General features: G+C 71.7%; 15 protein-coding genes. 12 read left to right on the top strand and 3 right to left on the bottom strand.

The genetic code is table 11. From position 1 onward, the window contains the following. Positions 1–116: 116 nt before the first annotated feature. Positions 117–491 (bottom strand): pilin, encoded by a 375-nt coding sequence (locus ACIRHA_RS09705; protein ID WP_403842286.1) that lies wholly within the window; start codon positions 489–491, stop codon positions 117–119. Between the two features lie 330 nt (positions 492–821). Then, the gene (locus ACIRHA_RS09700) at positions 822–1,637 is read right to left on the bottom strand and encodes a hypothetical protein (protein WP_403842283.1); all 816 of its coding nucleotides are present in this window, start codon (positions 1,635–1,637) and stop codon (positions 822–824) included. A 480-nt stretch (positions 1,638–2,117) separates the two neighbouring features. Between ACIRHA_RS09700 and ACIRHA_RS09695 the strand changes: the two genes are divergently transcribed. From ACIRHA_RS09695 to ACIRHA_RS09675, 5 genes are all read left to right on the top strand, one after another. After that, entirely contained in the window at positions 2,118–2,804 is a 687-nt protein-coding gene (locus ACIRHA_RS09695; protein ID WP_403842281.1) for a hypothetical protein, read from the top strand. Further along, complete coding sequence (locus ACIRHA_RS09690; protein ID WP_403842279.1) at positions 2,801–3,781, top strand: TRM11 family SAM-dependent methyltransferase; 981 nt, start codon at positions 2,801–2,803, stop codon at positions 3,779–3,781. The genes ACIRHA_RS09695 and ACIRHA_RS09690 overlap by 4 nt, the downstream gene beginning before the upstream one ends. Beyond that, on the top strand, positions 3,768–5,054 hold the full coding sequence (locus ACIRHA_RS09685) for a DNA cytosine methyltransferase (RefSeq protein WP_403842278.1): 1,287 nt from the start codon (positions 3,768–3,770) through the stop codon (positions 5,052–5,054). Before ACIRHA_RS09690 ends, ACIRHA_RS09685 begins: the two co-directional genes overlap by 14 nt. Further along, a complete protein-coding gene (locus tag ACIRHA_RS09680) occupies positions 5,051–5,527 on the top strand; it encodes a helix-turn-helix domain-containing protein (protein ID WP_403842276.1) in 477 nt (158 codons plus the stop codon). The genes ACIRHA_RS09685 and ACIRHA_RS09680 overlap by 4 nt, the downstream gene beginning before the upstream one ends. Positions 5,528–5,695: 168 nt before the next feature. Further along, positions 5,696–7,306 carry a tyrosine-type recombinase/integrase gene (locus tag ACIRHA_RS09675; protein WP_403842273.1) on the top strand — a complete coding sequence of 537 codons (1,611 nt, stop codon included), beginning with the start codon at positions 5,696–5,698 and terminating at the stop codon, positions 7,304–7,306. A gap of 331 nt (positions 7,307–7,637) precedes the next feature. Here ACIRHA_RS09675 and ACIRHA_RS09670 read toward each other — a convergent pair whose 3' ends face one another. After that, positions 7,638–8,276, bottom strand: a complete 639-nt coding sequence (locus ACIRHA_RS09670; RefSeq protein WP_403842271.1) for a ScbR family autoregulator-binding transcription factor — start codon at positions 8,274–8,276, stop codon at positions 7,638–7,640. A gap of 247 nt (positions 8,277–8,523) precedes the next feature. On the opposite strand from ACIRHA_RS09670, the gene ACIRHA_RS09665 reads away from it, so the two are divergent. The 7 genes from ACIRHA_RS09665 to ACIRHA_RS09635 form a co-directional block, all read left to right on the top strand. Further along, positions 8,524–9,459 carry a ScbA/BarX family gamma-butyrolactone biosynthesis protein gene (locus ACIRHA_RS09665; protein WP_403842269.1) on the top strand — a complete coding sequence of 312 codons (936 nt, stop codon included), beginning with the start codon at positions 8,524–8,526 and terminating at the stop codon, positions 9,457–9,459. Continuing rightward, on the top strand, positions 9,456–10,619 hold the full coding sequence (locus ACIRHA_RS09660) for an acyl-CoA dehydrogenase family protein (RefSeq protein ID WP_403842267.1): 1,164 nt from the start codon (positions 9,456–9,458) through the stop codon (positions 10,617–10,619). The genes ACIRHA_RS09665 and ACIRHA_RS09660 overlap by 4 nt, the downstream gene beginning before the upstream one ends. 199 nt (positions 10,620–10,818) lie before the next feature. Beyond that, complete coding sequence (locus tag ACIRHA_RS09655) at positions 10,819–11,916, top strand: HAD family hydrolase (RefSeq protein ID WP_403842265.1); 1,098 nt, start codon at positions 10,819–10,821, stop codon at positions 11,914–11,916. Between the two features lie 334 nt (positions 11,917–12,250). Next, on the top strand, positions 12,251–13,612 hold the full coding sequence (gene ccrA, locus ACIRHA_RS09650) for a crotonyl-CoA carboxylase/reductase (protein WP_403842263.1): 1,362 nt from the start codon (positions 12,251–12,253) through the stop codon (positions 13,610–13,612). 31 nt (positions 13,613–13,643) lie between these two features. Continuing rightward, entirely contained in the window at positions 13,644–14,642 is a 999-nt protein-coding gene (locus ACIRHA_RS09645) for a 3-oxoacyl-ACP synthase III family protein (RefSeq protein WP_403842260.1), read from the top strand. After that, positions 14,639–15,541, top strand: coding sequence for a 3-hydroxybutyryl-CoA dehydrogenase (locus ACIRHA_RS09640; RefSeq protein ID WP_403842258.1), 903 nt, complete (start codon positions 14,639–14,641; stop codon positions 15,539–15,541). The genes ACIRHA_RS09645 and ACIRHA_RS09640 overlap by 4 nt, the downstream gene beginning before the upstream one ends. 127 nt (positions 15,542–15,668) lie before the next feature. Next, the coding region (locus ACIRHA_RS09635) for a beta-ketoacyl synthase N-terminal-like domain-containing protein (protein WP_403842256.1) at positions 15,669–22,570 on the top strand (6,902 nt) is incomplete at its 3' end.

Genomic DNA, 22,570 nt, shown 5'->3' with positions numbered 1-22,570 from the left:
GTCGGACGCCACGGCAGCAGCCGGAGCCGATGCCGCACCAGCGAACACGGCGACGAGCAGCAGGAATACGAAAACGCGGAGGACGCGGTGAGCGCTGCAGCGACGCCTGCCGGGGCTCACTGTCCACCCCCGGCGCCGACGATGCCCTTCAGCACGGTCACCAGAACCGGAGCGAGGACCGCCAAGCCGTACCCGATCGCGGCCGCCTTCAACGCCCGCTTGGACGCCTCGACTTCACCCGGATCACCCCCGGCCATCAGGTAGCGCAGTCCACCGAAGGTGAGGAACAAGGTGGCGAGGGCGGCGAGGATACCGACCACCCAGTTCCGTACGTTCGCGATCACCTGCGGCACGGTGGCCACCGCCCACACGTGCGGCGGATCCGACACCAGCACGAGGAACGTGACGACGGCGGTGAAGCCGACCCTCAGCAGCCATCGGCAGCACAGCGCGAACGGGAAGGCAGCCGGCCGACGGGGCTCGATGCGCATGACACACCTCCACAACGCGCACAGGGAAACGGACCAAACGAAAGTGAAAGAGAGCGAGCGAGGTCGCTGCTGGCGGAGGTGAGCGGGATCCCGGTCCGGGGCCGCCTCCTTCACGAGGGCGACGGGACGGGGCACTCGGGTGTCAGCACGAGACGGCTGCTCACCCCCGCCAGCGGCGGTGACCGGCCCCCTGCACCCGATGACGAGCGAGCGGAGCCGGCCGCGGCGCCCCGCAGAAGACGGGACCACCGCTACCTGTAATGGAGAACTCGGGACCGCGAATTGACACCCGACGCCGAGGAATTCCCCGAGCTGCGGCGACAAGCCGGCTCACTGACCGTCGAGTTGACGCTGCAGATACGCGGCCAGATGCGATTCGGCGGCGGTGCGGTGCCGGTAGAGCTGGCGCACGCTCACCCGGCGCTCGACGGCCAGGACCTGCATCCTCTCCCCGTCCAGCCGGGTCCGGGCGATCAGCCGAGCCTCGGCCACATCCACCACCCGCGCCTGCACCGCCCGGGCCAGCACGGCATGCTCATCGACCACGTCACTGCTTGCCGGGCACCCCGCTGCCGCCGGCGCGAGCGGGTTGATGCGCCCCAACTGCACCGCGCGGTCGTCGACTTCCACGACGGCACGCCGCCGCGCGGCATACACCAGCCGGTGCACGGCCCGGTCGGCCGCCCTGAACATCTCCAGGTCCGGCCGCACTCCTTGTCGGCCGAGGTCGAGGTCGTGCAGTGCGCCGGTCAGTGCGGCCAGGGCTTCCTGCTCGACCTCCGCACGCTCCAGGTGAGCGGGGCGGGGCAGCCGGGCGAGCATCCGGTGCAGCGCGGGCAGGGCCATGGCCAGTGCCACGACGGTCCACGGTTCGCCGAGCGTCTGCGCCCGCCGGACGACCTCGCCCCAGGTCTGCTCGCGCAGCTCGGGACGGGTGCAGGGGTGGGCGAGCCGGGCCCGGACCCGGTCGACGGGCCAGTCGCCCTCCGCCTCCGGCCCGCCCACCAGGTGTGCGGGCAGGGTGAGCGGAACGGCATCGCGGGCGAGCCCGAGGAACGCCTGCTCCAGAACCTGGAGGGGCGAGGAACCCGCGGTGTGCGTACGGACGGTGCCGGTACGGCGAACAGGGTGACGGTGGTGGCGCATGGCGCTTCTCCCCACAACAGCGGCGGACAACTTCCACCGCCATCACTCCCATCGCCCCGTGCCACCAGCGGCCCACCCGCGTGCCACCACCGAACCCCTCGCGACCTCCTGGACCGGCCTGTGCGATGGCCCGCTACCGGCCCGCCTCACATGGCCAGGGCGACAGCATGCGAGGGGCGACACCGAATCGAACGTAAAGAATCTTGAAGCAACTTCAGGCCCCGGTGAGGCCGCCGCAGCGGGTGGTCCGGCACTGGCTCACCAGTGGCCCGGCACTGGCCCGGGACTGGTTCGTATGCTCTGTGAGCTGCGAAGACCATGTGCCCGTACGAGGGGTGCCACCCCTGCCCACGCTCTCCTTGGCTGCCCGCCGCCCGAGGTCGAACGGCCGCAGGGCGATGACAATTTCGCGCCTGGAGATCTCCATACCTTCCGTCAGCACGCAGACGGCCGGACCCCGCCTCCGGGCGCCACCCGCCAATGTCGACCTCCCCGCCGCGCCACCCGATCACCACCACCGGTACACGCTCACGCCAGGCACTGCCCACCACGCTCTGGACCCCCGGACCCGACGACACCACCACCCAGCCCCAGCCCCCCGAGGTGCTGCCCGCCTGGGCCAGGGACCGCATCCGCACCGAGTTCACGAACTCCCGCGACGGCGATCTGCCCGCGCCCCTGCTGCGCCTCACCCTCACCGACACCGAACCCGGCATGGACGCCCGCACCCGCTGCGCCGCCCACCCCCACGACGACGCCGCCCCGGGCGAGTGGTGCCCCACCCCGGTGATCCTCGCCGAACTCCACCCCGACACCCTCCCCGCCACCTCAGCCGCCACCCCGCGCACCGGCTACGACAGCACCACCCAAGGTGCCCTCGACGACGGCTGGCCCGGCTTCTTCCACCGCGCCCACCGCCTCCTGCGCACCGACGGACTGCTCCTGCTCGCCACCCGCCAGCACCGCGACACCGACCACCTCACCGACCCGCTCGGCCTGCTCATCGCGACCGCCCGCACCGCCGGCTTCCGCTACCTCCAGCACATCGTGATCGTCCACGGCCACCCCGACGGCGACGACATCAGCCCCACCCCGCCCGACCCGGCCACGCCCGAACTCATCCACTCCGACCTCCTCGTCCTGCGCGCGGAAGGACCCCGGCCGTGACCCACCACCTCCCGCCCCGCCTGTCGGTGTGGAACACCGCTCCCACCTCCGCGCCCGCCCAGCGCAAGGGCCGCTACGTCCCCGGCTCCGCCGCCCACCCCGCCAAGATGCTCCCCGCCCTCGCCGCCCACGCCATCCGCACGTATACGAACCCTGGCGACCTGGTCCTGGACCCGATGTGCGGCATCGGCACCACCCTCGTCGAAGCCGTCCACCTCGGCCGCCACGCGCTCGGCGTCGAGTACGAACCCCGCTGGGCCCACCTCGCCGGCCTGAACGCCGCCTCCGCCGTCCATGAAGGCGGCACCACCACCGGCACCGTCTACCTCGGCGACGCCCGCCACCTCACCGGCCTCACCCCCGCCGCCTTCCACAACACCGTCGATCTGGTGCTCACCTCACCCCCGTACGGACCCAGCGTCCACGGACAGGTCCGCTCCACCCGCGAGTCCGGGACCCGCGGTGTCACCAAGACGCACTACCGCTACAGCCACGACCGCGCCAACCTCGCCCACGTCGGCCTCGACGCCCTCATCGAAGCCTTCACCGAGATCCTCACCCAGTGCCGCCAGATGCTGCGCCCCGGCGGCCACGCCGTCATCACCACCCGCCCCTGGCGCGAACGCGGCGAACTCATCGACCTGCCCTCCGCCGCCCTCGCCGCCGGCGAAGCCGCGGGCCTCATCCCCGTCGAACGCAACGTCGCGCTCCTCGCCGGGATCCGCGCCGGCCGCCTCATCGCCCGCCCCTCCTTCTTCCAGATGAAGAACGTGGGCGACGCACGCCGCCAGGGCATCCCCCAACACCTCATCGCCCACGAAGACGTCCTCGTGCTCCGCAAGCTCGCCGACGAATCGAGCCAACCAAGCCGCGCACACACCGGCCACACGTCCCGCCCCGACGCCGGACAGGCCAGGCCGGGCACGGCCTTCTGCTCGCGTACGTGCACCAGGAGGCCCGCCCATGCCCGCCACTGAAACGCTCACGCTGGGCAGCCTGTTCACCGGAGTGGGCGGCCTCGACCTCGCAGTCCTCTCCGTCCTCGGCGGCCGGACCGCCTGGCACGCCGAGACGGACCCGGCCGCGAGCACGGTCCTGGCCCACCACATGCCCGGCATCCCGAACCACGGCGACGTACGCACCATCGACTGGACCCGCGTCGAGCCCGTCGACGTCCTCACGGCCGGCTTCCCCTGCCAGTCGCTGTCCGTCGCAGGCCCCCGCACCGGACTCACCGAGGGCACCCGCTCAAGCCTGTGGCACCACGCCGTCACCGCAATTGACCAGCTACGTCCACCATTGGTGGTGATCGAGAATGTGCACGGTATCCTGTCCACCCGAGCCGGAGCCGACTCCCTTCGCGGTGTGGAACCCTGCCCGCGGTGTCTGGGAGATCCCGGAACGGGTGCTGGAATGCGGGCACTTGGCGCCGTACTCGGATCGCTGGCCGATCTTCGGTACAACACGGCATGGGGGCTCTTCCGTGCAAGCGACGTCGGCGCCCCGCATCAGCGCGCGAGAGTCATCCTCGTCGCGACACCCCACGAAGCCACCGTCCTCCACGAAGCCACCGTTGCTCAAGACGCCGACGGCGAACCTGGGCACCAACGGCGGCTCCCAGCACCCGGACAAACGCAAAGCGGGCGGCCACGGCCCCACCCTCGCCGACGAAGTCGAATTCCTGCTGCCCACCCCGCGGGCCAGCGACGGAGCGAAAGGGTCGCCGAATCAGCGCTACCGCAATGGCGGCCTCACTCTGGCCTCCACGGCTGCCGCCCTGACCGGTGCCGTGCCGCCCGCGGGGCGGCTGCTGCCCACACCGACCACGTCGGACGGCATCGGCGGTGCCGGTACGACCCCGAAACGTCGCGGCGGCATGAACCTGCGAACTGCCGTCACTCACCTACCAGTTGGTGGGGCGAGTACGCCCCGGCCGTCCGCCGCTGGGAACACGTCACCGGCCGCCCCGCCCCCAGCCCCACGATCGAGGGAACCCGGCGCCTGGCAGCCGAGTTCGTGGAGTGGATGATGCTGCCCCAGGGGTGGGTCACCGCTGTCCCCGGCCTCTCCAGGGCCGCCCGCCTCCGCCTGCTGGGCAACAGTGTTGTCCCCGCCCAGGCCGCCCACGCCCTCACCCACCTCCTGCATCCGACCCACGCCCGCGACAGTGTCCCGCAGCCGGCACATCCCACGACCGGGCCGTGCACGCGGACAGTGGTGGCCGGTCCCTCGGACGGGGAGCGGCCATGACACACCCTCACACCACGGTGGCGAGTACCGCAGCGGCGCCGGTCGCGCGCCCGCCGGGACTGGAGGACGTGCTGGCACTGCCGGGCGGCAGCCCCGCGCCGCCCGGCAACATTCCCGCCCGGCCCGGCGGCAGCACGGCCCCGGCCACCGACGACAGCCGCCCCGGCCCGCACCCCACCGCACCCGCCCACCGCGGCCCGGCCACACCGGCCCCCTCCGCACGCCAACCCGCCGCGACACCCGCCGCCGGAATGCCCGCACCCGGCGAGCCCGCCGATCCGGAGGCGCTGCGACTGCTGACCGCCGACCAGGCCGCCGACCTCCTCCAGATCCCGGCGTCCTGGCTGCGCAAGAAGGCCGCCGCCGGCCTCATCCACCACACCCGGATCGGCCGGCATCTGCGCTTCTCCGCATCCGACCTCCAGCACCTCATCCACCACGGCCACCGAGCCGTACGCGACCCGTCCCGGTGACCCTTCGCACACACCATCGCCCTTCCGCTCACCGGCCGCACCGAGCCTGGATGGTCGCCCGGCGGTGGGCGCACATAACCCCGCGCCCACCGCCGGGAGCCCCTGTCCTCCCATGCTGTCCGGCGGCACCCGCCGCCGGACACGAACCTGCACGACTGGAGTGATCCCATGGCCTGGGTCGAACGACGCGGCACCCGCTACCGCGTCCGCTTCTGGAACGACGACGGCAAGGCCGCCTGTGACGGCGTCTTCCCCACCCGGGATGCCGCTCAAGCACACGCCGACACCCTCACCCCGCCCGCCACACCCCACCCCACGGCGCAGCCCCCGCAACCGGCAGCGGAACCGACACCGGCCCCCGCTCCTGCCTCACCCGTACGTGCCTCGCTGCCCCCGCTGTCCGCGACCGCCCCCGCTGCCCTGTTCACCGCTCCCACGGCACCGCCCGCAGCCCCGCCCTTCACCCCCGCAGCCCATCCATCAGACCCCGGGCCCGCACCCGCAACGGCCCCACCCCCGCGACATCCCGAACTGCCCACGCCCGCACCGCTGATGGCGCCCCCGCCCCGCGGCCTGCCTGCCCGCATGACCAGCCACCACCCCACCCTCCCGGCCACGTACACCACCCCGGCCCAGTACCCGGCCCTCGCACCGATCATCGACGTCACCCCGCACCCCGCCCACACCCCACACCTGACTCCCGTGCCCGCCCGCCCCACCCCACCCGCACCTGCCCCCATGCTCGTGCCGCCCGCCCACACGCTCTCCCACCCGCCGGCCCGCGAAGTCCTCCTCACCGACTGGGTCCAACGCTGGTGGCTCACCCTCGACATCGGCCCCAACACCGCCAGCCACTACCGCAGCCTCCTCAAGAACCACATCCTGCCCCGCTGGGGCGCCATGCCCATGCACCTCATCGCCCCCAGCGACATCACCCTCTGGCTCAAATCCCTCAACCAGCACTACGCCCGCGCCACCACCACCTCCATCGGCAAACTCCTCGCCCTCGTCCTCGCCGGAGCCGTCATCGAAGGCCACCTCGCCACCAACCCCGTCCACCTCCCACGCCGCCGCGGCCGCGAACGCGACCACGCAGCCGAAGACCAGATGTGGGCCACCGAACACGAAGTCATCACCCTCGCCCGCCGCATCACCCACCTCGCCGGCCCCACCCAAGGCCTCCTCATCATCACCGCCGCCTACACCGGCATGCGCTGGGGCGAACTCGCCGCCCTACGCCGCACCGCCCACAACCACACCGCCGCCACCCTCACCATCCACCGCGACATGGGCAACCTCCTCGAAGTCGACGGCCACCACTCCTACGGCCCGCCCAAAACCGCCGCCTCCGTCCGCACCGTCACCCTCCCCCCATTCCTCAACACCCTTCTCCAGCAAGACCAGCTGCGCCACACCCACGACCACCTCTTCACCAGCCCCCGCGGCAACAACATCCGCCGCTCCACCTTCTCCCGCCGCCTCTGGGCCCCCGCCACCCGCGGCACCACCCTGCCCGACGCCACCACCTGGCCCCCACTCAAACCTGGCCTCACCTTCCACAACCTCCGCCACACCCACAAAACCTGGCTCATCGAGGACAACATCCCCGACGTCGCCCAGGCCCGCCGCCTCGGCCACACCCTCAAAGGCATCGACGACGTCTACGCCCACGTCGCCGACAGCGTCGACGCCCGCCTCCTCAAGGGCCTCGAAGCGCGCTGGCACCGCTCCCTCACCCAGCACGCCCTGGCCGACAACACCCGCGAAGGCAATGGGTAAGGGGAGCGGGCGGGGTGCAGCCTGTGGCTTCACGCGAGCGGAGTGAACCCGGGTGCGGCTGTGCCTAGTCGGCGAGGTCTGATCCCCGTCGGCGGCCACAGCAGCGGACGGTGCGCCTCCGCTGCCAGCTGCGCAGCACCACATTCTCGTGGCGGAGCACGAGCAGTTCCGCGTCCTTGACGGCGTCCCGACGCAGCAGGGGGGAAGCTGCAGGCCAGAGCCGGAATCACATTTCCGAGCGGGACAGAGTTCCATCGCCTCGGCGGGCGGGTCGCGGCCGACCCGGAGGTTCCGCCGTGGCGCCTCCGGGCCGGGGTGGGCGAGGGCTCGGTCACTGAGCGGTCAGGAGTGTCTCCACGAGCACTGTGCGGACCTCGTCCCACCGATCCGGCAGGTCCCGGCGCTGGTGCAGGACGTCGGAGATGTGCTGTACCCCGAACACCGCGGCGACGACGACGGTGGCCGCGGCGTGAGGGGTGACGCCCGGCCTGAGGTCGCCTGCCTCCTCCGCCTGGGCGAACAGTTGGGTCAGCCGGTTCGTCCAGCCGACGTACGGCTCGGGGAGCCGGGCGTCGATCAGGGAGCGTTCGGCCTGCAGCCGGGATCCCGCCTGGACGATGGCATCGTCCAGGAAGGACTGTACGGTCCGGTCGAGCAAGGTCATGATCGAGGCGGCCGGATCACGGCTCTCCGCAGTGACCTCCTCCGTCAGGGCGCTCCAGATCCGATAGGAGTCCTGCACGACTTCGGCCGCCATCGCGTCCTTGTTCTTGTAGTGGAAGTACACGGCTCCCTTGGTCATGCCGATGTGTTCCGCGATGCCGGTGATGGATGTGTTCGTGTAACCGTGCTCTGCGAACATCTCGGCTGCGGCACGAAGCACATGGCGGCGGGTGCGGTAGGCCCGGTCCTGCTTGAGGGCTCGGGGTTCGCCGGAGCCGGAGGGTGACGAGGGTGACGTGAGAGACATTCGAGAGGTCAAGCCTTTCCGTACATATCGCGCGTGCTGGACGGGCGCTGAGGCGTCGGCTGGTCTGGGCCTTGCTAATACCTTCGCGAAGGTATATTTTCTCACGGTCATAGCACGGAGGCGTACGTGAAGTACGCCTTGAGTGCTGCAATGAGGGGGGTCGGGGGATATGAGCTTCAGTGGAATACCGAGAGCTACCGAGAGAAGCACAGTACATCCTGAGTTGCGCGCACGTAACGTCCAGCGCATGGTCCACAAAGCCGCCTTGTCGGAGGTGTTGCTGACCGATGCGGTGAAGGTCGCGCCCGGCCGATTTCGACTGCGGGTCAAACGGCCGCGGGGGCATGTGCTCTACCACCCTGTTCCTGCTGTTCGGAGCGATCCCGCCTTCTTCATGGAAGTGTTGAGGCAGGCCGCCATCTATCTGACGCACGGGTTCTACGGGACCCCACTCGACCACCCATTTGTCTTCGAGGGGATCGAGCTAAACGTGCGAGCCCCGGGTGCGGTCGGGTCGGGGGTCGACCTCCTCACGCTCGACATCACCCTCACCGAGCGCAGGCCGCAGAGTGCGTCCCGCGTCGTGCTGTCCCTGCGCGGGCGGATCACCGACGGCACTGTCGTCTGCGCCGAGGGCGGCGTCTCCTGGCAGGCGCTGGCCCCGCGGGTATACCGACGTCTGCGTAAGCCGTCGAGCAGGCTGCCCGAACCGGTGCGGGACGTCGTCGGGAGGCCGTTGCACCCTGCACGTGTGGGCAGGATACGGGTCTCGGACGTGCTGCTCTCCGAGGACCCCACGATGGCGTCCATGTTCAGTGACACGCGACTGTGGTGGCTTCGCGTGGACACCTCGCACCCCGTGTTCTTCGACCACCCCAGTGACCACGTGCCGGGCATGCTGCTGCTCGAGGCGTTCCGGCAGGCCGGCCGCGCGGCCGTCGGCCCGGGAACGTGGGCGATGACGAGCGCGGTCGCCGACTTCGTGTCGTACTGCGAATTGGATGCCCCCGTCGCCGTCAGGGCCCAGCGGGTGATCGACCGACAGCCCCGGGGCCACGTCCGGTTCGACGTGTCCGCCGTGCAGGACGGCAGAGTCGCTGCCGCGGGCCATGTCGTCTGGGCACCCGCGCCGGCACCCGCGGCCGTCGAGCGGGTCGCCCTCCGGGCTTCGGACGCGCGATGAGGACGCGGCGGACCGCGGTCCCGGCTGTGGCCCCCGCTCCGCTCGACGTGACGGACGTCGTACGCGCGGCGGAGCGTGGAGCGGCTTACGCCGACAAAGCGGGCAGGCTCGCGCCCGAGGTAGTGTCCGAATTGGTGCGGGCGGGCTTCAGTCGCCACTTCGTTCCCTCCGTCTACGGAGGCTCTTCGGGGAGCTTCGCCTCACTGGTCGCCGCGGTCGAGGAGGTGGGCGCGTCCTGCGCGTCGGCCGCCTGGTGCGGCATGCTGTTCGCCGCGCACGGGCGGCTCGCCGCGTACCTTCCGGAGCGGGCACGGCTGGAGCTTTGGGGCATCTCTCCGGACGTCCTCATCGCGGCGGGCGTGGCGGCCCCGACGCAGGAGGCCGAGTTGCTCGCGGACGGCTACCTGCTGACCGGGCGCTGGCCCAACGTGAGCGCGGTGGAGTACGCGGACTTCGTACTCGTCTCGGCGTGGGTGACGGAGCCGGCGGGTCGGACGGTCCGGATCTTCCTGGTGCCGGCCCGCCACTGCGCCGTGGAGAAGACCTGGGACCCCCTGGGTATGCGGGGCACGGGCAGCAACGCCGTGTCGCTCGACGGGGTATTCGTACCGGAGTATCACTCCGTCACTCAGGGTCGGCTGCTCTCATCCGCGCCCGCAGCGGACGGGGCCCGCTGTCACAGCGTCCCCTTCCCCCTCGTCGCGGCCCTGATGTTCGCTGCTCCGGTGCTCGGCGCGGCGCGCGGCATGCTCGATGCCTGGGCCCAGGACATCGGCACCGCACGGGATCCGGAAGGGGAGGCCCGGATCGAAAGGCCGCAGACGGCCGCGGCTCTCAGCCGGACGTCGGCCGAACTCCGCGCCGCCGGACTGCTGTTGACCGAGGCGTCCCTGCGCGCCGACACCGGCGAGATCGAGCCGCGAGTGACGGCCGAGGTTATCCGGGACGCCGTCGTCGCCACGGAGTGGTGCGTGGCTTCTTCCGACCGGCTGATGGCGGCGGGCGGTTCGCGCGTGCTGCGTGGCGGCGACCCGGTTCAGCGGCGATGGCGGGACATCCGGACCGCCTCGGCGCACGCAATGCTCTGCTTCGACACGGCAGCGGCTGGATATGCCCGAGCGTGGGTACCCGCTCAGCGTCGGGTCCCTGTCGCGCACTGACATCCCTGCCCCGTCTTCATCCACGGCCGCCCATGGGTGGCCGTGTCCACCCGCGCGCCCCGCGCCCTTTCACGTTCAGCCCGAGCGACCGAGACGCTCGTCTTGGGGGCCGGGGCCTACGCGTCCATCGGCCCTGTCCAGGGGTCACGTCCGATGAACATACCTTCGCAAAGGTATGTTCCATGAGAGGAACCGCTCCATGTCACCCCGCCGTGCCGCCTTCTTCGACGTCGACGAGACCCTGATTACGACCAAGAGCATGCTCGACTTCCTGCGCCACTGGCTCAGATCGCAAGGCGACGACGGCTGCGCGTACCGGGCTGAGCGCGCCCGCTTCAGCGCGCTGGCGGCGTCGGGAGTCGACCGCGTGACCCTCAACCGCACGTATTTCGAGCGGTTCGCCGGCGTGCCCCACGCCTACCTGCTGGCCATGGGCCGGACCTGGTGGCGCGACTACCGGCAGCGGTCCGACGCGTTCGTCCCCGCGGTGCGCCGCGCACTCGACCGGCACCGCGCCGCCGGGGACAGCGTGGTACTCGTCTCCGGTTCGTGCGACGCCCTGCTCGAACCGATCGCCCGGGAGGTCGGGGCGGACCGCGTTCTGTCGACCCAACTGGTCGCCGACTCCCGCGGGTCGCTGACCGGCGAAGTGGGGCTTCCGATGATCGGCGCGGCCAAGCGCGCGGGGGTGAGCGAGACCATCCGACGCCTCGGCGTCGAACCCGACGACTGTTTCGCCTACGGGGATCACGAGAGCGACCTGGAGATGCTCGCTCTCGTCGGCCATCCGGTGGTCGTCGGCTCGAGCGCCGTGCTCCTGGCCCACGCAGCCGTTCACGACTGGCCGGTGCTTCCCGGTTCCGGGTCGTCCGCTCCAGCTCTCGTCCGGCGCCCGCCCCTTCGACACTTCACTGAACAGCAACGAGAGGCGGTCACGCAGCGCACGATCACGACCAGCCAGCTTCCCCAGGACCAGCCCGCAGCCGGCGCCGAGCCCCCCGAGTCCTACTGGGTCATCTGCCGGCACTGGGCGGGACCGGAGGAGGGCAGCGAGGACGCCACCGACATCGACCGGGTGCCCGACGCCCTGTCCGCACTCGAAGCGCTGACGAACTGGCAGCGGACGATGTCCGAGTCCGCGCTCGCATGGGTGGTGCGCACCTCCGCCCCCTTCCCCTACGAGGTTCCGGCGTTGTCCGTCGAGGAACTCGTCGCAGCGGCCCGTGCCGACGCAGGTGCCCTCGGCGAAGCCGGTGCCGAACGGCTCGGCCGCGTACTGGAGCGCCTGCACGCCTGACGGACGAGCAGCCCTGAGCGCGGCAGGCCGGCGTACAGCCGGCCTGCCGCGCTCAGCGCTTGTGGGCCGCGACCAGCCGGTCCACCCCTGCCCCGGGTTTTACCCTCCGCGACCAACTGGGGTGGCAGTAGGGGCAAATAAGGGTTGGTGGCCCGTGTCCCGCTTCGTAACGTTCTTCCTGCGAGAAAACGACAGGCCGTGTCCGGGAGACCGAAGAGTCCCCGTTCTTTTGTCGATCCGCCCACCGAAGCGCGGACACACGGCGCCTGCCCTGTCCGCCCGGAGCCGATCGCCGCTCCCTTTGCCCGGCACTTCCGATCACTGAAGGAATGTCATGGACTCATTGGCCGAAGCTCTGCTCAGCGGAGCCACTCCCGAACAGATGGAGCGGACGGAACTCCCCGAGACCTACCTCGCCGCGCACACCCGGATCGAGGACGTGGACATGTTCCGCGGCGTCGAGGACAAGGACGTACGCAAGTCCCTGCGGCTCGGACATGTCCCTATGCCCGAACTGGCTCCGGACGAGGTCCTGGTGGCGGTCATGGCCAGCTCCATCAACTACAACACTGTCTGGTCGGCGACGTTCGAGCCGGTGTCAACCTTCGGCTTCCTGGAGCGCCTGGGCCGGCAGGGCGGCTGGGCGGCACGGCACGACCAGCCATACCACGTGCTCGGCTCCGACGCCTCCGGCGTCATCGTCCGGGTCGGGGCGGGCGTGCGGCGCTGGCAGGTCGGTGACCACGTGGTCACCAGCTGCGTACAGGTCGACGACCAGCAGCCGGCCACCCACGCCGACGGCATGCTCGGCAGCGAGCAGCGGATCTGGGGCTACGAGACCAACTTCGGCGGCCTCGCCCACTACACGGTGGTTCGGGCGAGTCAGCTGCTCTCCAAGCCGACCCATCTGACCTGGGAGGAGTCAGCCAGCACCATGCTGACCGCTGCCACCTCCTATCGGATGCTGATCAGCGACCGCGGCGCCCGGATCAAGCAGGGCGACATCGTGCTCATCTGGGGTGCCACCGGCGGCCTGGGCGGCTTCGCGGTCCAGCTCGTCAAGAACGCGGGCGGCATCCCGATCGGCGTCGTCAGCTCCGATGCCAAGGCCCGGCTGCTGCGAGAACTCGGCTGCGACGTGGTCATCAACCGTGCCGACATCGGCCTCGACAGCAGCGGGCCGCTGACCCCCGAGCGGACCGTGGAGCTGGGCAAGCGCCTGGGCCGCATCATCCGGAAGGAGGTCGGCGAGGACCCGCACGTGGTCTTCGACTTCATCGGCCAGGCGACCTTCGGCATATCCGTGTTCGTGGTCCGCCGCGGCGGCTCCGTGGTCACCTGCGGGTCGAGTACCGGTTACCAGCACCAGTTCGACAACCGCTACCTGTGGATGAACCTCAAGCGGATCATCGGCAGCCACGCGGCCAACCTTCAGGAGCAGTGGGAGTGCAACCGGCTCTTCCAGCTCGGCATGCTCGTCCCGGTGCTCTCCGAGGTCCACCCCCTCGAGGACGTCGCCGAGGCGGCCCGCCTCGTCCAGACCAACCGGCACACCGGCAAGGTCGGCATCCTCGGGCTCGCGCCCAGGAACGGGCTCGGCGTCACCGATCCCGCCCTACGCGAACGCATCGGCGCCCAGCGCCTGAACCCCTTCCGCACCGTCGACGACGCACCCGCACCGGCCCTCGCCGGCTGAGCGGCCACACCAGCGAAGCGAAGGAGCAGACATGGCACAGACCGCCGTCGGCATCCTGGGCACCGGCTCCTACCTGCCCAAGGACGTCATCAGCAACCAAGAGGTCGCACTCCGGGCGGGCGTGACAGCCGAGTGGATCGAGCGCAAGACGCAGATCACCTCCCGGCGGTACGCCGCGCCGGACGAGGCCACCTCGGACCTCGCTGCCCACGCCGCGCGCAGGGCTCTCGACCAGGCCGGCGTGCCACCGGAACGGGTCGACCACCTCATCGTCTCCACCTCCACGGGCGACTACCCCCAGCCGCCCACGTCGGCCCTGGTACAGGACCTGCTGGGCACGTACGACGCCGCCTGCTTCGACGTCAACGTCGTGTGCAGCGGCTTCGTCTTCGCCCTGGAGATGGCCCGGGGCCTGGTCCAGCTGAAGCCCGACGCCATCGTGCTGGTGGTGGCGGCGGACACGTACTCCCGGATTCTCGACCTCGCCGACCGCCGCACCGCCGTGCTGTTCGCGGACGGCGCGGGCGCGGCCGTGGTCGGGCGCGTGCCGCAGCCGTACGGGATCCTGGACACCGAGCTCACGACGCGCGGTGACGCCCACGCCCTCATCCGGGTCGAGGCGGGCGGCAGCCGGCAGCCGGCCTCGGCGGAGACGGTCGCCGGCGGCGGCCACCACTTCAAGATGAACGGCCGCGGCGTACGGGACTTCGTGGCCGACAACGTGCCGGGGGCGCTGCGCGGGCTCGTCGACCGGGTCGGCTTCGAGATGGCCGACGTACACCACTTCGTGCCGCACCAGGCCAACGGGGTCATGCTGACCGACCTGGTCGCGACCACCGGCCTCCAGGGCGCCCACACCCACCGCACCCTGGAGCGGTACGGCAACGTCGGCAGCGCGTCGGTGCCGGTCGCCCTCGACGACGCGAATCGGTCGGGCGCGCTGCGTGACGGCGACCTGGTCCTGATGGCCGGGTTCGGCGGCGGCATGGCGATGGGCACCACCCTGCTGCGTTGGGCGGTCACCGCATGAGCACCGCGACCACGGAGCGCGTGGACGGGGCGGCGGAGGCTGGCGGCGTGGAACGTGTGGGAGTCGTCGGCGCCGGCACCATGGGCGCCGGGATCGGCGAGCTGTGCGCCAGGGCTGGACACGACGTGCGGCTCGCGGTCCGCTCCCAGGACTCCGCCGCCGCTGGGCTCCGGCGGATCACGACCTCGCTCGACCGGGCCCTGGCCAAGGGGAAGATCGACGAGGATGCGCGGGACTCCGCGCTCGCCCGGATCACGTTCACCACGGACCTCGCCGACCTCGCGGACCGGCAGCTGGTGGTGGAGTCCGTCGCCGAGGAGGAGACGGTCAAGCACGAGATATTCAGCACCCTCGACAAGGTCGTCGAGGACCCTGAGGCGATCCTTGCCACCAACACCTCGTCGCTGTCCGTCGCCCGGCTCGCCCGGGTCACCGGACGTCCCGGTCAGGTGCTCGGCATCCACTTCTTCAACCCCGTCCCGGTGCTGCCGTTGGTAGAACTCGTGGGCTCGGTGCTCACCGATGGACGGGCCGTCAGGCGGGCCGAGGCCTTCGTCACGGACGGGCTCGGCAAGCACGTGATCCACACCCCAGACCGGGCCGGTTTCGTCGTCAACGCATTGCTTTTCCCCTATCTGCTCTCCGCCATTCGCATGGTGGACACCGGGACCGCGACGGCCGACGTGGTCGACAGTGGTATGGAGCTGGGCTGTTCGCACCCGCTCGGCCCGCTCAAGCTCGCCGACCTGATCGGCCTCGACACCACGGTCGCCATCGCCAGGGCGATGTACGAGGAGACCAAGGAGCCCCTCTTCGCCCCGCCGCCGCTGTTGCTGCGCATGGTCGAGTGCGGGCTGCTCGGAAAGAAGAGCGGCCGCGGCTTCTACACGTATCGCTAGCCCAGGAATCCGCCCCGCCATGCGTCCACCTTCTCCGCGGTACACGGGGCGCCTTCGGCGCGTCCGTGTACCGGGCTCCGTCGCGTCCCACCATCCAGTCGCGCAACCCACATCCGGAAGGAAGAAAATGCCCATCGAATCCGGGGGCGGAACAGCCGAGCAGCAGGGCGTTCCCGTCGACGGCATAGCCATTGTCGGAATGTCCTGCCGCTTTCCGGGCGCGCCGGACATCGACTCCTTCTGGCAGCTCCTGAAGGAGGGCCGGGAGGCGCTCTCCCAGCCGCCGGGGGAGCGCTCGGACCTCGCCGCGGAGGGCAGGGTGCCGGCCGGGTACCTCAGCCGGGTGGACCGTTTCGACCCTGAGTTTTTCGGGATCTCGCCGCGCGAGGCGGCGGGCATGGACCCGCAGCAGCGGCTCGCACTGGAGCTGGCCTGGGAGGCCCTGGAGGACGCGGGCATCGTCCCGGCCGCGCTGACGGACAGTCGTACCGCCGTCTACCTGGGCGCCATCTGGGACGACTACGCCAAGCTCGCGCACGAGCGGGGCGCGGAGAACATCAACCACTCCAGCATCACGGGACTCAGCCGCGGCATCATCGCCAACCGGATCTCGTACACCCTCGGCCTCCGCGGCCCGAGCGTGGTGGTGGACACGGGCCAGTCCTCGTCGCTCGTCGCCGTGCACAGCGCCTGCGAGAGCCTGCTGAGCGGGCAGGCAACCGTCGCCCTCGCGGGCGGCGTGAGCCTCAATCTCACGCCGGAGGGCTTCACCCTGGCCGAGGAGTTCGGCGCGCTGTCCCCGGACGGCCGGGCGTACACCTTCGACGCACGCGCCAACGGTTACGTACGCGGCGAGGGCGGCGGCCTGGTCGTCCTCAAGCCGCTGGCCCGGGCGATTAACGACGGCGACCGAGTGCACGCTGTCATCCGCGGCGGCGCCGTCAACAACGACGGCGGCGGTCTGACCCTGACGGCGCCGCGCCCCGAGGCGCAGGAGGACGTTCTGCGCCTCGCTTACGCCCGGGCGGACACCGACCCCACCGAGGCCTCCTTCGTCGAGTTGCACGGGACCGGGACGCCGGTCGGCGACCCGGTCGAGGCCAAGGCCCTGGGCACGGTGCTGGGAGCTGGCCGGCCGGCCAGCGAGCCGCTGCGGGTGGGCTCGGTCAAGACCAACATCGGGCACCTCGAAGGCGCTGCGGGCGTCGCCGGACTCATCAAGACGGTACTGTGCCTGCGCGAGGGTGAACTCGTCCCGAGCCTCAACCACGAGACGCCCAACCCGCGGATCCCGTTCGACGAGCTCCGCATCGCCGTCGTCACCGCCCCGACGCCCCTGGACCGCGACGGCTGCACCGTGATCGCCGGCGTGAGCTCCTTCGGCATGGGCGGTACCAACTGCCACGTTGTGCTGTCCAGTTGGCCCGACCCCGACCCGGAGGTCGAGAGTGGAATCCCCACGGGCGAACTGCTGCCGTTCCTCGTCTCCGGCAGGACCGAAGCCGCGTTGCGCGGCCAGGCGGAGCTGCTGCGCATGGCCCTCGCCGAGCCCCTCGTGCCGTCTGTGGCCGACCTCGCCCACTCCCTGGCCGTGAGCCGAACCCACTTCGAGCACCGGGCCGTACTGCTCGCCACCGACCAGGCGGACCTGGAGGCTGGGCTGACCGACCTGGCCGAGGGGCGCCCGGCCAAGCACCTTGTCCGTGGCGTGGCCAGAAAGGTCGGCGCCGGTACCGGAGAGAGGAACGGCAGGCTCGCGTTCCTGTTCACCGGACAAGGCAGCCAGCGACCCGGAATGGGACGTGAACTCCACGCCTCACAACCGGTGTTCGCCGCGGCCTTCGACGAGGTGTGCGCGCAGTTCGATCCGCTGCTCGACCGCTCTCTGCGCGAGCTGGTCCACTCCACCGCCCAGGACGACGCGGGCCTCCTCGATCGCACCGTGTACACACAGCCCGCGCTCTTCGCCCACGAGGTCGCCCTCTTCCGGCTGCTGGAGCACTGGGGCGTCACCCCCGATCTGCTGCTCGGCCACTCCATTGGAGAGCTGGCCGCCGCACATGTCGCCGGGGTGCTGACGCTCCCCGACGCCGCCCGGCTCGTGGCGGCCCGCGGCCGGCTCATGCAGGCGCTGCCCGAGGGCGGCGCGATGGTGTCCGTGCAGGCATCGGAGGAGGAGGTGCGAAGCTCCCTGGGCGACGCCCGGCTCGTCTCCGTGGCCGCCGTCAACGGACCCGCTTCGACCGTCGTGGCCGGAGAGACCGACGCCGTCCTCGCCGTAGCGGAGTACTGGGGGCAGCGGGGCCGGAAGACCAAGCGCCTCCAGGTCAGCCACGCCTTTCACTCGCCGCTCATGGACCCGATGCTCGCCGAGTTCCGCGAGATCGCGGAGAGCATCGGCTACCGGCCGCCCCGCATCCCCCTCGTCTCCAACCTGACCGGCGAGGCCGCCGACCCGGCGCGGATCGCCACGCCCGACCACTGGGTGCGGCACGTCCGTGAGGCGGTCCTCTTCCTGCCCGGCATGCGCGCCTTGGTACGGCTGGGGGCCACCTCCTACCTGGAGATCGGCCCGGACGCCGTACTCACGGCGATGGGCCGCGACTGCCTCATCTCCGACACCCTCCTGGTGCCGGCCGCCCGCCGGAACCGGGAGGAACCGCGCACGCTGCTCGCGGCGGTCGCCGAACTCCACACGGCCGGCGCCGCGACCGTGGCCTGGGAGCGGGTCATCACGGGTCCGGGCGCCGTCGCGCGCCGAGTTCCCCTCCCGACCTACGCCTTCCAACGCGAGCGGTACTGGCTCCGCGAGGCCGGCCGTGTCGGCCGTGCGGACGTGGCTGCGGCCGGACTCGCCGCACTGCACCACCCGCTGCTCGGCGCGGTGGTGGACGACGCCGGCTCCGACCGTGTCCTGCTGACGGGGCGGCTGACGGCTGAGGCCCCCGGCTGGGAGGAGACCGGACTGCTGTCCGCCGCGGCACTCGCCGAACTGGTCCGACAGGCCGGTGCCGCCGTGGGAGCGGGCCGGGTCGGAGAACTGACCGTCGACACCCCGCCGGCGCTGCCGCGGGACAGCGCGTTCCGTGTCCAGGTCGTCGTCGCCGCGCCCGACGAGGCCGGCGCACGCCGGGTCACCGTGCATACCCGTCCCGACGACGAGCTCCCGGGAACCGTCTGGACCCGGCATGCCGACGGCACCCTCGTCGAGGGATCGATTCTTCAGAGTTCCTTTCCGTCGGGCCCATCGGCGAACGACACGGCTGTACCGCTCGACGACGCCCATCGGCTTCCCGCGCCCGACGGCGTCCGTGCGGCCTGGTCGATCGGCGCCGAGTTCCTCGCGGAGATCGAACTCACCGAGCAGGAACACGAGGACGCCGCCCGCTACGCCCTGCACCCCGCCTTCGTCGACCGCGCCCTGCGCCTGGTCGCCCCGACGGGCGAATTGGCAGCCCACTGGCAGGACTTCGAAGTGCGCGCCACCGGTGCGACAGCCCTGCGCGTACGGATCATCCCGGCCGGTGACGCCACCTACGCCCTGACCTTCACCGATGGCGCCGACGAGCCGGTCGCCCGGATCGGCTCCCTCACCTTGCGACCGGTCACCGATCGGCAGGTCCGCGCCGCCCGCACCGCCGCCCGGGACGCGCTGTACCGCCTCGACTGGCACCCCGTCCCCGTCCCGCGGCAGGCCGCACAGAGCAGGGTCGCCCTGGTCGGCCCCGATACCTTCGGCCTCTCGCTGGCGCTGACGATCGGGCACAGCGGCGTCACCCACCTGCCAGACATGCAGAGCCTGCTCAACTGCGTCACCGCCGACGGCCAGGCACCGGACATCGTCCTGCTGACTTGCCCCGACGACACCGGTGACGCCACCGGGGCCGCCGTGGCCGACGCCGTGGCCGCCGCCGCGGCGCGGACGGGCGAAGCGGTGGCCAGCTGGCTCGCCGACGAGCGGTCCTCGGCGGCCCGGCTCGTCGTGGTCACCCGGTCCGCCGTAACCACGGGCGACGACGGACTCCTGCCCGATCCCGTCTCCGGCGCCGTATGCGGCTTGGTGCGCTCGCTCCAGCACGCCCACCCGGGACGGATCGGGCTGCTCGACCTCGGCGCGGCCGGGGACTCCCTCCAGGCCGTGCCGTCGGTCCTCGGCAGCGACGAGGCGGAACTGGCGCTGCGCGGCGGACGGATCGTCGCACCGCGGCTGGTGCGCGCCCTGCCGCCGGCCGCCTCCGTCCCCGTGTGGGAGACCGGCGGCAGCGTCCTGGTCACCGGCTCGGCCGACGGCCGGTCCGCGGCCCTGGCCCGGTACCTCGTGACCGAGCACAAGGTGCGCCACCTGGTCCTCGCCGGTACCTGGAGCGCGGAGACCGTGGACGGTCTCTGCGCACTCGGCGCGCAGGCCGTACCCGCCCCGTGCGACCTCGGGGACCGGCACGCCCTGTCCCGCCTCCTCGCGGAGATCCCGGCGGACCGTCCCCTGACGGCGGTGGTGCATGATGTGGCCGCGGCTGGCCCCGAGGCGGATGTGCGGGCACGCACGGCCGCCGCCGTACACCTCGACGAACTGACCCGGGACCGCTCCCTGTCCGCGTTCGTCCTGCTCACCTCGGCCGATACGGTCCTGGGCGGGCCCGACGGGGCCGACTGCGCCGCCGGCGCGTTCGCCCACGCCCTCGCCACGCGCCGTCAGGCCTCGGGTGGCGCCGCGCAGGCCGTGGTCTGGGGGCCGTGGGAAGGGGACGGCGCCGATGCCCCCGCTGGCGTGCTCCCGCTGCCCGTCGCGGAAGGACTGTCCCTGCTCGACCTTGCCCCGCGCGTCCCCGCCGCCCTAGTGGTGGCAGTGTGCCCGGACCGCGGCGCGCTCTCCGGCGCGCAGAGACCGGAGACCGTCCCGACAGTGCTCCGCGGATTCTCCCCCGTCGCCGAACGGCGCCCCACCCCCCTCTCCGCGTTCCTCCCGGCCGCCCACCGGCCGGCGGTGCGGACCGAGACGTCCGCCGCGGCCTCACTGACGGCCGGTCTGACGGAGGCCGAGGCACTCGCCGCGCTGACGGAGCTGGTCCGCGGTCACGTCGCCGCCGTCTTGGAGTACGGCTCGGCGGCGGGAGTCGACATGGCACGCAGCTTCAAGGACCTGGGCTTCGACTCCCTCATGACCGTGGAGCTGCGCAACCTCCTGGTGACCGGGACCGGTCTCGCCCTGCCGACAACCCTGGTCTACGACCACCCGACCCCGGACGCCGTCGTACGCCACCTGTGGGAGCGTACGGGCAGAGCGCCCGCAGACGACCGGGAGCCGGCCGACCCGGCCTTTCAGCCCCGACAGCTCGCCGATGTCCCGGACGAGGACGACGACCCCATCGCGATCGTGGCGATGAGCTGCCGCTTCCCCGGCGGTGTCGACACCCCCGAGCAGCTGTGGCGAGCCGTCGCGGACGGTGCCGACCTGGTCGGCGCCTTCCCCATCGACCGCGGCTGGGACCTGGAGGAGCTGTACGACCCCGAGGGCAACACCCCGGGCAAGCACTACGTGCGTGAGGGCGGCTTCCTCGACGCGACCGGCTTCGATGCCGAGTTCTTCGGCGTCAATCCGCGCGAGGCGCTGGCGATGGACCCGCAGCAGCGGCTGTTCCTGGAGGCATCGTGGGAGGTCTTCGAGCGGGCCGGGATCGACCCGAAGTCGCTGGCCGGCAGCCGCACCGGCGTGTTCGTCGGCACCACGTTCCAGGACTACGGGCCCCGTCTCGACGAAGGCACGCAGGCCACCGAGGGCTACCTGATGACCGGCAGCACGCCGAGCGTCGCCTCGGGCCGGGTCGCGTACACCTTCGGTCTTGAAGGCCCCGCGATCACCGTCGACACCGCGTGCTCCGCGTCGCTGGTGGCCCTCCACATGGCCTGCCGGTCGATCCGGGAGGGTGAGTGCACGATGGCCGTCGCGGGTGGCGTGACCGTCATGTCGACGCCCGGCATCTTCGTCGAACTCACCCGCCAGCGGGCGCTGTCGGCGGACGGACGCTGCAAGTCCTTCTCCGACGCGGCCGACGGCACAGGCTGGTCGGAGGGCGTCGGCGTGCTGCTCGTCGAGCGGCTCTCGGAGGCCCGCAGGCGCGGCCACCGGGTGCTCGCGGTCGTCCGCGGCTCCGCGATCAACCAGGACGGTGCGAGCAACGGCCTGACCGCTCCCAGCGGTACCGCCCAGCAGCGGGTCATCCAGCAGACGCTGGCCGATGCGGGCCTCGCCGCCGCGGACGTGGACGCCGTCGAGGCGCACGGCACCGGCACCCGGCTCGGCGACCCCATCGAAGCGGGCGCGCTGCTGGCCACGTACGGGCAGAACCGTCCCGAGGGCCGGCCGCTCTGGCTCGGCTCGGTGAAGTCCAACATCGGACACACGCAGTCCGCGGCCGGTGTGGCCGGTGTGATCAAGATGGTCCAGGCGATGCGGCACGGTGTGCTGCCGCGCACCCTGCATGTCGAGGCCCCCTCGACGCACGTGGACTGGTCGGCCGGTGCGGTGGAGTTGCTGACCGAGCAGCGGCCGTGGCCGGAGACCGGCCGGCCGCGCCGGGCCGGTATCTCCTCCTTCGGGATCAGCGGCACCAACGCCCACGTGATCCTCGAACAGGCCCCGGGTGCCGTGGAGTTCGCCGAGACCGACGCGACCGCCGGGCGGGAGGCGTCCACACTGCCCCTGGTGCTGTCCGCGAAGACCGGGCCGGCGTTGCGCGAGCTAGCCGCCCGACTGGCCGCGGCGGTGGACGACGGTCTGCCCTTGGAGGCTGCCGGCCACGCGCTGACGGTGTCACGGGCGGTCTTCGACCACCGTGCGGTGGCCGTGGGGCACGACCCCGTCGAGCTGGCGTCAGCGCTGCGCGCCGTCGCCGACGACAGGTCGGCGCCCGGCGCGGTCACGGGAACGGCGGAACCTTCCGGTCGTCGTGTGTTTGTTTTCCCTGGTCAGGGTTCGCAGTGGGCGGGGATGGCGGTGGAGTTGCTGGACACGGATGGGGTGTTCGCGGG

Source organism: Streptomyces sp. NPDC102360 (assembly GCF_044766085.1).
In the GTDB taxonomy this organism is placed as follows: domain Bacteria; phylum Actinomycetota; class Actinomycetes; order Streptomycetales; family Streptomycetaceae; genus Streptomyces.
This window is presented reverse-complemented; position numbering and strand designations above follow the sequence as displayed.

Coding starts and splice junctions, on each gene's coding strand:
- ccrA (WP_403842263.1), top strand. CDS start 12,251: ATGGACTCATTGGCCGAAGCTCTGCTCAGCGGAGCCACTCCCGAACAG.
- ACIRHA_RS09665 (WP_403842269.1), top strand. CDS start 8,524: ATGGTCCACAAAGCCGCCTTGTCGGAGGTGTTGCTGACCGATGCGGTG.
- ACIRHA_RS09675 (WP_403842273.1), top strand. CDS start 5,696: ATGGCCTGGGTCGAACGACGCGGCACCCGCTACCGCGTCCGCTTCTGG.
- ACIRHA_RS09655 (WP_403842265.1), top strand. CDS start 10,819: ATGTCACCCCGCCGTGCCGCCTTCTTCGACGTCGACGAGACCCTGATT.
- ACIRHA_RS09705 (WP_403842286.1), bottom strand. CDS start 491: ATGCGCATCGAGCCCCGTCGGCCGGCTGCCTTCCCGTTCGCGCTGTGC.
- ACIRHA_RS09670 (WP_403842271.1), bottom strand. CDS start 8,276: ATGTCTCTCACGTCACCCTCGTCACCCTCCGGCTCCGGCGAACCCCGA.
- ACIRHA_RS09700 (WP_403842283.1), bottom strand. CDS start 1,637: ATGCGCCACCACCGTCACCCTGTTCGCCGTACCGGCACCGTCCGTACG.
- ACIRHA_RS09695 (WP_403842281.1), top strand. CDS start 2,118: ATGTCGACCTCCCCGCCGCGCCACCCGATCACCACCACCGGTACACGC.
- ACIRHA_RS09645 (WP_403842260.1), top strand. CDS start 13,644: ATGGCACAGACCGCCGTCGGCATCCTGGGCACCGGCTCCTACCTGCCC.
- ACIRHA_RS09660 (WP_403842267.1), top strand. CDS start 9,456: ATGAGGACGCGGCGGACCGCGGTCCCGGCTGTGGCCCCCGCTCCGCTC.
- ACIRHA_RS09680 (WP_403842276.1), top strand. CDS start 5,051: ATGACACACCCTCACACCACGGTGGCGAGTACCGCAGCGGCGCCGGTC.
- ACIRHA_RS09640 (WP_403842258.1), top strand. CDS start 14,639: ATGAGCACCGCGACCACGGAGCGCGTGGACGGGGCGGCGGAGGCTGGC.
- ACIRHA_RS09685 (WP_403842278.1), top strand. CDS start 3,768: ATGCCCGCCACTGAAACGCTCACGCTGGGCAGCCTGTTCACCGGAGTG.